This window comes from Lysinibacillus sp. FSL P4-0201 (assembly GCF_038593425.1).
GTDB classification, from domain to species: domain Bacteria; phylum Bacillota; class Bacilli; order Bacillales_A; family Planococcaceae; genus Lysinibacillus; species Lysinibacillus capsici.
Window position 1 is genome coordinate 3,959,308 of sequence record NZ_CP151995.1, and the last position, 13,829, is coordinate 3,973,136.

General features: G+C 37.9%; 14 protein-coding genes. 1 reads left to right on the forward strand and 13 read right to left on the reverse strand.

Features of this window, described 5'->3' with window-relative positions:
• Window positions 1-26: 26 nt before the first annotated feature.
• The 10 genes from MKY76_RS20020 to mutY form a co-directional block, all read right to left on the reverse strand.
• On the reverse strand, window positions 27-644 hold the full coding sequence (locus MKY76_RS20020) for a TerD family protein (protein WP_048394762.1): 618 nt from the start codon (window positions 642-644) through the stop codon (window positions 27-29).
• A gap of 277 nt (window positions 645-921) precedes the next feature.
• Window positions 922-1,818 carry a nickel transporter permease gene (nikC, locus tag MKY76_RS20025; protein WP_054549024.1) on the reverse strand — a complete coding sequence of 299 codons (897 nt, stop codon included), beginning with the start codon at window positions 1,816-1,818 and terminating at the stop codon, window positions 922-924.
• Window positions 1,819-1,830: 12 nt separating this feature from the next.
• Complete coding sequence (locus tag MKY76_RS20030) at window positions 1,831-2,835, reverse strand: ABC transporter permease (protein ID WP_048394767.1); 1,005 nt, start codon at window positions 2,833-2,835, stop codon at window positions 1,831-1,833.
• Window positions 2,836-3,060: 225 nt separating this feature from the next.
• On the reverse strand, window positions 3,061-4,677 hold the full coding sequence (locus tag MKY76_RS20035) for an ABC transporter substrate-binding protein (protein ID WP_313870523.1): 1,617 nt from the start codon (window positions 4,675-4,677) through the stop codon (window positions 3,061-3,063).
• 30 nt (window positions 4,678-4,707) lie between these two features.
• On the reverse strand, window positions 4,708-5,688 hold the full coding sequence (locus MKY76_RS20040; protein WP_342557072.1) for a dipeptide ABC transporter ATP-binding protein: 981 nt from the start codon (window positions 5,686-5,688) through the stop codon (window positions 4,708-4,710).
• Window positions 5,663-6,676, reverse strand: coding sequence for an ABC transporter ATP-binding protein (locus MKY76_RS20045; protein ID WP_115674528.1), 1,014 nt, complete (start codon window positions 6,674-6,676; stop codon window positions 5,663-5,665). Before MKY76_RS20045 ends, MKY76_RS20040 begins: the two co-directional genes overlap by 26 nt.
• Before the next feature lie 296 nt (window positions 6,677-6,972).
• Window positions 6,973-8,718 carry an ABC transporter ATP-binding protein gene (locus MKY76_RS20050; RefSeq protein WP_066037903.1) on the reverse strand — a complete coding sequence of 582 codons (1,746 nt, stop codon included), beginning with the start codon at window positions 8,716-8,718 and terminating at the stop codon, window positions 6,973-6,975.
• A 179-nt stretch (window positions 8,719-8,897) separates the two neighbouring features.
• Window positions 8,898-9,449, reverse strand: coding sequence for a DUF402 domain-containing protein (locus MKY76_RS20055; RefSeq protein WP_004230486.1), 552 nt, complete (start codon window positions 9,447-9,449; stop codon window positions 8,898-8,900).
• 318 nt (window positions 9,450-9,767) lie between these two features.
• The gene (locus MKY76_RS20060) at window positions 9,768-9,947 is read right to left on the reverse strand and encodes a gamma-type small acid-soluble spore protein (RefSeq protein WP_004230485.1); all 180 of its coding nucleotides are present in this window, start codon (window positions 9,945-9,947) and stop codon (window positions 9,768-9,770) included.
• A gap of 77 nt (window positions 9,948-10,024) precedes the next feature.
• The gene (gene mutY / locus MKY76_RS20065) at window positions 10,025-11,074 is read right to left on the reverse strand and encodes an A/G-specific adenine glycosylase (RefSeq protein WP_048394777.1); all 1,050 of its coding nucleotides are present in this window, start codon (window positions 11,072-11,074) and stop codon (window positions 10,025-10,027) included.
• A 197-nt stretch (window positions 11,075-11,271) separates the two neighbouring features.
• On the opposite strand from mutY, the gene MKY76_RS20070 reads away from it, so the two are divergent.
• Window positions 11,272-12,258 (forward strand): metal-dependent hydrolase, encoded by a 987-nt coding sequence (locus MKY76_RS20070; protein WP_066037902.1) that lies wholly within the window; start codon window positions 11,272-11,274, stop codon window positions 12,256-12,258.
• A gap of 36 nt (window positions 12,259-12,294) precedes the next feature.
• Here the strand turns inward: MKY76_RS20070 and MKY76_RS20075 are convergent, their stop codons facing one another.
• From MKY76_RS20075 to recX, 3 genes are read right to left on the reverse strand one after another with little or no spacing between them, the layout of a single operon-like run.
• Window positions 12,295-12,564: a YfhJ family protein gene (locus tag MKY76_RS20075; protein ID WP_048394780.1), complete on the reverse strand. Its 270-nt coding sequence runs from the start codon at window positions 12,562-12,564 to the stop codon at window positions 12,295-12,297.
• Complete coding sequence (locus MKY76_RS20080) at window positions 12,565-12,894, reverse strand: YfhH family protein (RefSeq protein WP_342557073.1); 330 nt, start codon at window positions 12,892-12,894, stop codon at window positions 12,565-12,567.
• Window positions 12,891-13,694 carry a recombination regulator RecX gene (gene recX, locus MKY76_RS20085; protein WP_342557074.1) on the reverse strand — a complete coding sequence of 268 codons (804 nt, stop codon included), beginning with the start codon at window positions 13,692-13,694 and terminating at the stop codon, window positions 12,891-12,893. Before recX ends, MKY76_RS20080 begins: the two co-directional genes overlap by 4 nt.
• Window positions 13,695-13,829: the final 135 nt, after the last annotated feature.

The following is a 13,829-nucleotide window of genomic DNA, read 5'->3' on the forward strand; positions in this document are numbered from 1 at the left end:
TTTATTCCTCCTATTTAGTCAATTATTTATTGATATCTTCGAACAACGTCGCCAAGCTTTATGTCATTTGTTCCCGTACCAACCGCAGCAAATTTCCATTCGTTATTATGACGGTAAATTTCTCCACATACTAACGTCGTTAAATTCGAATAATTATCAGTTAAATTATAGCGAATTAGTTCGCTTCCTGTCCTGTCATCATACACACGAATATATGCATTATGAATCATACCAAAGTGTTGATTGCGACCTGCCGCATCATAAATGTTTACAACAAACACAAGCTTGTTATATTGCGAAGGTACAGACGATAGTTCAATTGTAATTACCTCATCATCACCATCACCATCACCTGTTAAATTATCACCTGAATGTCGAACAGAACCGCAGCTACTTGTTAATTTTCCGAAATAAACAACATCGTCACCCGCTACAACCTTATCATCTTGTAACATTAATACCGAAGCATCACAGTCGATACTTCTGCCACTGCCACTATTTCTGCTAGAAAATAAACCACCTAAAAAGCCGCCACTTTTCTCTTGGCCTACAGGGTCCCACCCTAAACCAACTTTAATTTTATTTAATCCTGCGTTACCCTTTGTTAAATCAACTCTTTGTCCTTTTTGTAAATTAATCCCCAATTCTAACACCCTCCTAAAATATGTATTTCAGTCGAAAGATTTTATGGTAAGCAATAATCTACTAAGCTAAAAGATTTCTACTTAAATTAAGTCTAAAATAACGTGACAAAAAATTCAATTAATGGCTCCGAAAAGGTGTTTTCTCTTATTTTTGAAAGCCCCTCACGTCTTTTTCTATACTATAGAACGTTTTTGTAGTAAAAATGTTCCTTTTATATCCAATGGTCCAAGCAGCTAAAAAAACCTTCTAACTTGTAGAAGGCTATTGTCTTATTTACTAGCTTTTCATTTTTGGATCCAGCGCATCTCGTAGTCCATCACCCATTAGATTAAAGCCTAAAACTGTTAACATAATAGCTAAACCAGGGAAAATCATCGTCCACGGAGCATTTAATAAAAACTTCCGTGCATCCGCTAACATTTTTCCCCATTCTGGTGCTGGAGCTTGAGCCCCTAGCCCAAGGAAACCTAATGCTGCCGCTTCAATAATGGCTGTCGCAATTGCTAGTGTTCCCTGTACAATTATTGGGGTTATGGAATTCGGCAAAATATGGGAAAATAGAATTCGTGCATCACGCATACCAATTGCTTTTGCCGCTACTATATATTCCTCTTCCTTGACACTTAAAACCTTAGAACGGATTAAGCGCCCAAAATTCGGTACGTTAATAATAGCAATGGCGATTAATGCATTTTGTAAAGATGGACCAAGCACTGATACTACTGCAATCGCTAGTAGCATACTAGGGAAAGCTAGCATAATATCAAAAATACGTGAAATTATCGTATCGATCCATTTTCCATAATAACCTGCAATGATGCCAAGTAAACTACCAATTATCACGGACAAAATAACAGAGAAAAAGCCTACCCATAGCGAAATCCTTGCACCGTGAATGATCCTCGAAAAAATATCCCGTCCAAAATCATCCGTTCCAAACCAATGATCAGCGGATGGTGCCAGTAAACGCTTCGTTAAATCTTGTTCATTGATGCCCTGTGGTGCAATGAACGGACCAATGACAGCTAGTATAATAAAAAATATAACAATTCCTGCTCCAACAAGGGATACTTTACTCTTTTTAAAACTACGCCACCCTTCGAGCCATGGACCTACTGCCTTCTCTCGAACCGGTGATACTTCTTTTTTTATATCGATTGCTCCAGTCATCATTGCAACTCCCTTCTATTTGTATTTAATCCGTGGGTCGACTACTGTGTACAGTAAATCCACGATTAAGTTAATCATGATGAAAATAAATGCAACGACGAGAATACCTGATTGAATAACGGGATAATCCCTGAAGCCAATCGCATCATAAATATAACGACCAATTCCTGGCCAACTAAAAATCGTCTCTGTTAAAATGGCACCACCTAGCAGTAATCCAGTTTGTAGACCAATTACCGTTAACACAGGAATAACTGCATTCTTTAATGCATGCTTATAAACAACAATAAACATTTTTTGTCCTTTTGCTCTTGCAGTCCTTACATAATCTGAACGCATAACTTCCAGCATGGAGGACCTTGTGATTCTGGCAATGATAGCCATCGGAATCGTTGCAAGTGCTACTCCTGGTAATATTAATCGCTTTATGACTTCGATGAATTGATCAAAGCGGCCTTGAATGAGCGTATCCAATAAATAGAAATGGGTTATGGCGGTAATTGGATTTCGCACATCTTCTCGACCAGATGTAGGCAGCCATCCAAGCTTACTACTAAATGTCCATTGCTCCATCAATCCAAGCCAGAACACGGGTACAGATACACCGATTAACGCTATAATCATTGCTGTATAATCAAACCAAGAATTTTGGAACCACGCAGAAATAATGCCCGCATTCACACCAATAACAATCGCAATGATCATCGCAAATAGTGCAAGTTCGGCTGTTGCTGCTAAGTATGGGAAAATTTCTTCTGATACAGGTAGTTTCGTACGTAGGGAAACCCCTAAATCTCCCTGAAAAATACCTGCTAAGTAACTAAAATATTGTGTATACCACGGCTTATCTAATCCTAAACTTGCGTTTAACGCCTCGACCGCCTCTTTTGTTGCCTGTTGTCCTAAAATAACCTGTGCTGGATTTCCAGGAATTGCCCGTATCAACATAAAGACGATAAAAGTCATTCCAAGCAAAACTGGGATTAGTTGAAGTAAACGTCTCCCCATATAGTGAAGCATTTTCATCACCTCTCTATGATTTTCATAATCTACTGTGAAGTCTTTATATACTGTTGAAAGGTTGAGCCTTCACTAAACGGTTTTGAATGTTTAGTTGAATTCTTTCATACAGGAAATAATCATTATCTTTACTTGAAAAGAATCTGCGAGATTTCCACGGCTTACCCGCAGAAAAGCAAGCAGATTCTTCACATTCCTTTGTTCAATTAAAAATGATGAAATTTACTATTGAATATCTACTGCATCTAAACGGTCAGAACCAGTAGGATGCGCAATGTAATTTGTAACTTTCTTGTTAGCAGCTAAAATTGGAATAGAGTGAGCAAGTGGAACCCATGGAGCATCCTCAGAAATAATTACTTGAGCTTGCTTATAAAGTTCATTACGCTTGTCTTCATCAATCTCAGTTTGAGCAGCTGTTAATATCTTGTGTAATTCTGGATTATCATAGAACGTATAGTTATTAGAACCAATATTATCGCCGTCTAATAACGTGTATAGGAAGTTATCCGCATCCCCATTATCGCCTGTCCAGCCAAGTAGGAATGCATCCGCTTCACCGTTTTGAGCTTTTTCTAAATACGTAGCCCATTCAAATGACACAATTTTAGATTTAATACCCACGTCTTCTAAGTTCTTTTGAATCGCTTCAGCCACTTTTTGTCCGTCTGGCATGTATGGACGTGGTACTGGCATTGCCCATAGCTCAATTTCCTTGCCATCGTAGCCTGCTTCAGCAAGTAATGCTTTCGCTTTTTCAGGATCATACGTATAGCCTGTCACTTCATCGTTATAACCAGAAATTACTGGTGGCATTGGGTTTTTCGCTGGCTCAGCTAGCCCTTCATAAAATGCATCTACTAATGCTTGTTTATCAATTGCATAGTTGACTGCTTGACGCACTTTTACATTATCAAAAGGAGGACGTGTAACAGTTAAACCAAGGTAACCAACGTTCATAGATGGACGTTCGATTAACTGTAAATTTGCATCGCCTTCGATTGTTGCTTTATCAGATGGGCTTAAGCCATCAGCTACATCAATATTGCCTGCTAATAAATCATTTAAACGTGCTGAGTTTTCTGGAATAGAACGATAAATTACTTTATCTAATTTAGGATAGCCATCAATATAGTAATCTGGGTTTTTCTCAATTGTGATTGCATCATTACGTACCCAGCTAACAAATTTGAATGGACCTGTTCCTACAGGATTTGCAGATAAACCTTCTTCATCTGCTTCAAATGCTGTTGGAGAAGCAATCGCAAATGGAGACATTGCTAAATTTTTCAGGAATGGTGCTTGAGGTTGGCTTAACTTAAAGACAACTGTGTAGTCTCCCTCTGCAGTTACTGATTCAATTACTTGCTTGTCACCAACGACAAATTGCGAACTAAAGTAAGGGTGTTTATCTGCACCTGTTTTCCAACGTTCAATATTTTTAACAACAGCCTCAGCATTGAAATCTGTGCCATCATGGAATTTCACACCTTCTTGTAGCTGGAAAGTATACGTTAAACCATCCTCTGATGCCTCCCATGATTTAGCTAAGCCTGGTTGAATTGTTACATCTCGCTCTCCAAAGTTTACAAGTGTTTCATAAATATTAGCTGTCACCGTGAAGGATTCACCGTCTGTAACAACAGCAGGGTCAAGTGCTACAGAATCTCCACCACGACCATACACTAAAATTTTTGGTTCTCCACTGCTAGCTGTATCGCCACCAGTTGAAGTATCTTTACTACCCGTATCCTTAGTATCTGAGCCGCCACAAGCTGCTAAGATTGTCGAGAGAATAAGGAGTAGCATTACACCTAAAGTCCAAAACTTCTTTTTCTTCATCGAATTTCCCCCTATGAGTTTTTATATCATTTAATGTTGGAGTGCCTCGTAAAGATGGCAAGCAACATAATGACCTGGTTTCACTTCTTGCATTTTAGGTACTACCTGTGAGCACTGATCCTTTTTAAACGGACATCTCGTATGGAAAGTACAACCGCTTGGCGGGTTTGATGCACTTGGAATATCTCCAGAAATGATGATCTGTTCCCGTTCAAACGTAGGATCTGGAACAGGAACCGAAGATAAAAGTGCTTGTGTATATGGATGAAGCGGTTCAGCATATAAATCCTCACTCGCTGTCAGCTCAACTAATTTACCTAAATACATAACGCCAACTCGATTACTAATATGACGCACAACCCCTAAATCATGGGAAATAAAAATATAAGTTAGCCTTAAATCCTTTTGCAGCTTTTGCAATAAATTCAAAACCTGTGCCTGGATGGATACATCAAGTGCAGATACTGGCTCGTCCGCAATAATTAAGCGTGGATTGGTCATCAGGGCTCTAGCAATGCCAATACGTTGCCTTTGTCCTCCACTAAATTGATGCGGATAGCGCTTGATATGATATTCATTCAATCCAACAATCTCAAGTAGCTCCAACACTTTTTGTTTTCGCTCTTTGGCATTACCTATCCCATGAACAATAAGAGGCTCCTCTAAAATTTTGCCGATGTTATGGCGAGGATTTAGTGAGGCATAGGGATCCTGAAAAATCATTTGAATATCTCTACGTGCCTTCCTCATTTCATTATTGGATAATTCTGAAATCATTTCGCCTGCGAATTCTATCTTGCCTCCAGTGGGCTCTAGTAAACGCATTAATAAGCGACCCGTTGTGGATTTACCACAGCCTGATTCGCCAACAATTCCTAATGTTTCTCCTTCAAATACTTCAAAGGAAACATCATCTACAGCCTTTACATCCCCGGCATGTGAATTAAGGACTCCTTTTCGAATCGGAAAATATTTTTTTAACCCCTCAACCTTTAATAACGCTTTCGACACGTTGCTCCACCTCCTGCTTTTCTAGTAAAAAACATCTCGATTTATGATTCTCTGCTGCTTCAAATAAAGGTGGTGTTTCCTGTAAACAACGTTCCATTGCATATTGACAGCGTGCTGCAAAACGACAGCCTACCTGAATACTCCCTGGTTTCGGTACACTTCCAGGAATGGAGTATAAATTTTCCTTTTTATAACGCATGTCAGGTACTGATTGAATAAGCCCTTGTGTATAGGGATGTTTAGGATTAGTGAAAATTTCATGAATCGGCGCCTCTTCCACTATTTGTCCTGCATACATAACAATCACTCGCTCACAGGTTTCCGCGACAACCCCCAGATCATGTGTAATTAACAACACAGCTGTATTCAATCGTTTATTTAAGTCTTTCATAAGCTGTAAAATTTGGGCTTGTATTGTAACATCCAATGCAGTTGTAGGCTCATCCGCAATCAATACTTGAGGGTCACAGACAAGTGCCATAGCAATCATCACACGTTGACGCATACCGCCAGACAGCTGATGTGGGTAGTCCTTTAGCAATTCCTCAGCACGTGGTAGACCCACTAATTTCATGATTTCAACTGCTCTTGCAAACGCTTCCTTTTTCGACCATTTTGGATTATGGATTAATATAGCCTCCTTTAACTGGTCACCAATCGTGAACAAAGGGTTTAGCGAAGTCATTGGCTCTTGGAAAATCATTGCAATGTCTTTTCCACGTATTTTTTGCATTTGTTTATCCGTACATTTAGCAATATTTTTGCCATCTAGCAAAATTTCTCCACCCGTTATTTTACCTGGTGGTGATGGAATTAATCCCATGATGGACAGCGACGTAACACTTTTACCACTTCCCGATTCTCCTACAATCCCTAAAATTTCCCCTTCATGGACAGAAAAATCGATATCGTCTACAGCAGGAATTTGCCCATTATCTGTGAAAAAGGTTGTTTTCAAACCTTTTATTTCTAGTAGTTTTTTCCTCATGTGTAACGCCTCACTCTACCTATATTTTACTTAAATGTATAATAATATTAATAGAATACTATAACTTTCGTTAAATTCCTTATTTTCAGATAATTCTAACTAAAAATCATTGCTCTTTCAATCATTAATATTCTGCAAATTACATAGAATTTCTACAATAATCGCCTTCCATAATAATAAAATCTTATAAAGAGATAGTTTTTTACATTTTTCAAAAAAAAATAGCCTTCCATTTTCGAATAAATGAAAGACTTTTTTTGAAAAAATTTCTTAAACCGTGTAATTTTCGGAAAATTTTAATCTAAGTGCTGTACTTGGAATAAATTATAATATGTTCCTTGACTGTCCATTAACTGTTCATGTGTTCCACTTTCGATTAATTGACCATGATCGATGACGAAAATCTTGTCAGCATGGGTAATTGTAGAAAGACGGTGCGCAATAATAATAGTTGTTCGTTCATGAGCAAGCTTGTCTAATGATTCTTGAATCAGTGCTTCACTTTCTAGATCTAATGCAGAAGTAGCCTCGTCCAGGATTAGAATTGGGGGATTTTTTAAAAATACACGCGCAATGGCAACTCGTTGTTTTTGTCCGCCAGAGAGCTTTACTCCTCTTTCTCCAACCTTTGTGTCATAACCATTAGGTAGACTCATAATAAAGTCATGGGCATTAGCCGCTTTCGCTGCTTCGATGACTTGTGCATCTGTTGCATCTGGTCTCCCCATTAAGATATTCTCTTTGACAGAATCACTAAAAAGTATATTATCTTGCAGGACAATACCAATTTGAGATCGTAAGGAATGTAAAGTGACATCCCGTACATCTTTTCCATCAATGGTCACTTGCCCGCTTGTTGTATCATAAAAGCGAGGAATTAAACTGATAATCGTTGACTTACCACCACCACTCATCCCTACAAAGGCAACAGTCTCCCCAGGATTTATCGTTAAATCGATAGCATCTATAATAGGTGAGCCAGTTTCTTCATATTGGAAGGATACATTGTGAAAGCGAACCTGCCCATTTGCACGTGGGAGTTCACCAGCATAGTCCTTATCCTTCACTTCATAAGGTTCATCTATTAAATCGAACATTCGATCCATTGAAGCGATTGACTGTGTTAAAGTTGTGGACGAGCTAACAAGTCGACGAAGTGGGCCATATAAACGTTCAATATAAGCAATAAAAGCAACCATTGTTCCAACTGAAAGTGACCCATTTATTACTTGATAGCCCGCATAGGCTATAACTAGTAATGGCGCTACATCTGTAATGGTATTCACGACAGCAAATGATTTTGCGTTCCACTTTGTTTGATCAAGCGCTTTTTCTAAAAACTCACCGTTTGCTGAATCGAACAATTTTTGCTCATGCTTTTCTAAAGTAAAGCTTTTAATAATGCTCATACCAGCTACACGTTCATGTAAATAGCTTTGTACACCTGCAAGTGCTTGGGAACGTTTCCGTGTCAAATCTCTCAATTTGCCAAAGAAGTATTTCACACTGAAAGCATAAAATGGAAATGCGACCAACGCTACTAGTGTTAGCTTCACATCCATGGTTAGCATAATGGCAATCGCAATTACAATCGTCGCCAAATCTAACCAAACATTCATTAACCCCGTCATGACAAAGGTTTTTGTTTGTTCAACGTCATTAATTACCCTTGAAATAACATCCCCTGCCCGTGTATTGGCATAATACCTTAAGCTTAAACGCTGTAAATGTGCATAAATTTCCTTACGAATATCAAATAGTACCTTGTTGCTTACGTGTTGTGCAAAATATTGTCGATAATACTCAATAGGTGGACGGATAATAAAGAACACAATAATAGTTCCACCTAGCCAATAAAATAGTTCTTTTGTTTTTTCTACATCTGTTAAGTCATCTGCTGCAATAATATCGTCTAGCACAATCTTAATGAGCAGTGGAATAAATAGTGGAATAGCAAATTTTACTATACCAATGATAATCGTTAAAATAATTTCCCATGTATATGGTTTAACAAAGCGCATATATCGCTTAATGCTTCCCAATTTATCATCACATCCTTACAAAAAGAAACAGACATTCGAAGATGAATGCCCTAAGTATTATAGCAATATTTTGATTAAAATACAGTTATGATGACTTTATAGCGAACTATTTTACCTTTACCTTAACAACACTCTGTTCCCTCCAATAAAAAAACACCTATTAGTTAAACTAATAGGTGTCATGATTGATCATCTGACTGCATATCAAGCTGGAACTTGTAACGATTTGTCCAGACATCGATGAAATCGGGTGCAAATGGTCCTCTTTTTTGTTGAATCCAGCTTATTAATTTATCGACATTGCGCTTTAAAATCTTATCTATGACATCAGGATAAGACATTTCCTTACGATGGAGCTCATATTCATCCTCGTCTAAAAGGGTATAAGACATGTCAGGAAAAACTTTAATATCTAAATCATAGTCGATATATTTAATGGCATTATTATCGAAAACAAATGGTGAGCTTAGATTGCAATAATAATACACACCGTCTTCACGTAGCATACAGATGATGTTAAACCAGTGTTCCGCATGGAAGTAGCAAATAGAGGGCTCTCTCGTTAGCCATGTACGACCATCGGATTCTGTCACAAGTGTCCGTTCATTCGCACCGATTACGATATTTTTCGTTCCTTTTAAAACCATCGTTTCTTGCCAAACACGGTGGATACGGCCATTGTGCTTATAACTATGTATTTGTATCGTTTCTCCTTCTACCGGTAATGCCATTTTGTTAGCCCACCTTTTCGTCTATGCTACCTAAATCTAGCAGTCTCTAGTATATTATAGCAATGTGTACGCGAAAGGTGTAGTTAGAAAACCACAAATTTCACTACGCTATTTTGAATTTGTATAAAATTTAGTCAATTATAAGCGAATTTTATTATAATGTCAGCTTTGATGGGATTTTTTAGTTAATGCCATAGAGAATTTCCTTTTAAGCGAACGATTTACTTACCTAAACAATTTGAAAGGGGCTGTCTTTTTCATCTTTTCGGATTTAAGACAGCCCCTTAGAGGTAAATGCAATTATGCAGTTACAAAGTGTTACTCACCTAGATCTTGGTTAGTTTTTGAGAAACGGCCAGAAGCTGGAGCTTTCTTTTGCTCTGCTTTCGCATTTTGCTTTTGCACTTCATTTACGTCCGTTTCATAACCAAACTCTTCACTTTGACGTTGCATGTTTTTATTCGGTTGGAAATTTTGGTTGTTTTGTTTTTTCATCATTCATTCACCTCCACGCTAGTTATTGTGTACGGAGGTGATGACTTTTATGCTCATGAATCAATGATTTTAAGAAGGATTTATTTTCCTGCTGTTTGCTTTTTTACTTCATCCCAAATTTTTAGCATAGGCACAGGCATCGGTAAGAGTTCTATTTGCTCACGATTTAGCCAATCACCTAGCTCAGTCGATTCGCATTTTATATAATAGCTATTTAAATGCCAAGTTAAATGTGAAAAAACATGTTTAAATGTAAGTAATTCATGTTTGGCTTGGACAATTACTTTATATTCCATTGTAAAGTTTTCTACCGAAGATTGGCTTGTATCAATCATTGGAAATTGCCATAGATTAGCTAGCAGGCCTTGCTCAGGACGTTGTTGCATTAAAAATTGTCCTTTGTCATTTTCATATACGAGAACATCATATGTGAGATGCTTCATTTTTATCTTTTTTGATTTGACAGGTAATTTTTCTGGTTCTCCCTCATTAAAAGCTGTGCAATACTCTCTGACTGGGCATAATAAACATTTTGGAGAGGTAGGTGTACAAATAAGTGCACCCAGCTCCATTAAGCCCTGGTTAAACGATGAAGCATGATCAGGATCAATTAGTTCCTCAACCGCACTTTCGAAAATTTTCTTCGTTTTGGGAATAGCTATATCTTCATGTATATCAAGCACTCTACTTAGAACCCGCATAACATTACCGTCAACTGCATGTTCAGGCTTATTATAGGCAATACTTAAAATAGCACCTGCAGTATAGGGACCAACACCTTTTAATTTAGATATTTCATGGCGATTGTCAGGTACTATACCACCGTAATTTTCTATAACCTCACGAGCACCTGCTTGTAAATTGCGAGCACGAGAATAATAGCCAAGACCTTCCCAATGCTTTAATAAGTATTCTTGGGGTGCTTCCGCAAGCAAATCTAATGTTGGAAAACTTTCCATAAAGCGATTGTAATAAGGAATAACTGTGTCGACACGTGTCTGTTGTAGCATCACTTCAGATACCCAAATTTTATAAGGATCTGTTGTGTGTCTCCACGGTAAATCACGCTTCTCTGTGTTAAACCAGTCAACTAATGATTGTCGAAATTCTGTTACATATGGGTAATTCACAGTGACCTCCGTTGTTTTTACGATTTAATTTATGATGAAAAGGGTATACAATGAAGAAAAGAATATTCGTGGAAGATCGACAATAATCGTCGCTTACGCACGAGTGTCAGAATATTTCAATATACCTTTTATTATGTTCGAAATAAAGTTGTATGCACATTGTACTCGATTTTAATGCATACTAGGAGTGGATATTTTTGGATTCAGGTACACATTTCGTTATGGGTATTGCCCTTGGCGGTCTTGCATTAGCTGACCCTGTAGTAGCCAATCATTCAATGACTTTTACAGCAGTAATGGCAGGTACAATTATTGGCTCACAAGCTCCAGATGTCGACACTGTGTTAAAACTACGTAATAACGCCATCTATATCAGACATCATCGAGGAATTACACACTCACTACCAGCTGTAGTTTTATGGCCAATTTTAATTACAATTGTTTTATCACTGATTTTGCAAGATGTGAATGTGTTACATTTATGGCTTTGGACATTTTTAGCTGTTGCACTTCATGTTTTTGTCGATATTTTTAACGCGTATGGTACACAAGCAATTCGACCTTTCTCTCGAAAATGGGTTGCGTTAGGTGTCATTAATACCTTCGATCCCATCATTTTTACCTTACATTGTGTAGGTATTGTGTTATGGGCATTTGGCACAAATCCAGTATGGACATTCAGTATCATGTACGTGGTTATCGTGATTTACTATATTTTGCGTTTTGCTGTGCAAAAAGCAGTAAAAAACGCGGTGCATCATACTATTCAAGATGAAGAATATGTCATTGTAGCACCTACTATGCGCTTCTTCCACTGGCGAATCGCAGCAAAGTCCAAAACTCATTATTATGTTGGCCGTGCTTATGGAAGGACTGTTAATATTTACGATAAATTCGAAATTAAGCCTTTGCCTAAAACTGCGCTTGTAGATGCTGCAATGAAAGATCCTAACTTAGCTGCATTTGTGTCTTTCTCTCCTATGTATCGATGGGAGATTTCCGAGCTTGAAAACGGCTTAATAGAAGTAAGGTTAATCGATTTGCGTTACCGTAGTGACAATCGCTATCCTTTCGTTGCCGTAGCACATTTAAATGATGCGAATGACATTATTACGTCTTACACAGGCTGGATCTTTACAGAAGATAAGCTCCAGAAAAAACTACAAATTGGTGCGAGTAATTAAGCAGTAAACCCTGACCAATATTGGTCAGGGTTTTTATTATTGAACCATATCATCACTAGCATCTAGTAAATGTATATACTTCGGATTGCGCCCTGCAAAAGCATGTAGTTTATCACCATAGCTAGCAATTAATTGACGAACAAGATTTTCTGTATACTCTGCCCCACGATAATCATACCCTGCTTTCGCGGCAGTTGATTCAAAGTCACTCCATAACAACTCCACCCAAACCTGTGCCCGTCCAACAGACATCTGAGGATTCTTTGCAAGTAACTCTTGTGTTAGTTTCTCAATTTTTTCATCCATTTATTTGCCCACCCTTACTGGTGAAAGGATAGATACTGGTAGTGCCTCTTGGTACTTGTCTCCGCCTAAACGATGACCCCAGGCAAAGCGTCCCTTCAAATAATCTACTTGGAAAAACTCATTATCTGAACCATCAATACGATACATTTCTCCTGGAACGATTGTATCAAGATCCACTAAATAAGCCGCAGCCATTAAAGCTTTGCGTTCATAAACAGCAAACTCATTGATGATTCCTAGCTGTTCTGCCTTTCGAGCTTTCTCTTTTAGAAAAGCAATTTCCTCTCGCAATTCATGTTCAGACATAGCTGCATAATTTTTTTCACTCATTCTTCATTCTCCTTCTCTTCTATAAAACGATCTATTACTTCTATAGGAAAACCCTTTTGATAGAGCGCCTGTTTAACCTTCATTTTTAGCTCATAACCAGTATACTTCGATAAATACTTTTTCCAAACTTTTTCGCCTTGAGCATCAAGTAGCTGCTGCCAGTTGTCATCATCCTGCCCTATCTCAACTTGGCTAAGCACCTCTTCAACAATCGAGAAAGCATACCCTTTTCTTAATAAGTAATCCTGAATTTTGGTCTTAATTTGAGTTGGGGTCTTCTTGCTCTCCGCTCGAACAATTTTCTCTGCCAGTTGCTTCGCCAGTTTTACTTGTTCCTCAAAACTATATGTAGCAAGCACCTCATCCTGCAAGTTTTTCTCAATGCCTTTTTTGATCATGTCTTGTCTAATGGCTCTTGGTCCTTTTTTCATAGTAGCTTTCTTTGTATCAAGCAGAGCCTTTGAAAAGTTTTCATCATTAATAAAGCCATAGGATTTTAACTTTTGGATTGCTTCTAACACTACAGCTTCTCCAAATTCTAAGTTGAGCAGTTTTTTCTTAACCTCATGCTCACTTCGCATTTGATATGAAAGGAAGTTTAACCCCTTATTAAATGCCTTACGTATCTCATCTTCATAGGCAATCTCTTGAATTTCGAATTCATCGAGCACTTTTCCCTTTGTTAAACCAAATTGAATGAGAATGGCTTCATCAACCGGAAAAGCATACTCTTCATTTAAATAGATATTATAGCGTTCAGGATTGTTTTTTTGACGTGCAATTTTCGTAATCATATGCATAGCAAACACCTCACTATTATCATTATAGCATTTCTTTATGGGGGATCTGACTGTTAGCACGGTTAATTTCCCTATGTTCGCGGGCATTCTTTTCCCTTCCACAGGTAAACTTCCTTCTCTGCAATTAATGCCTAA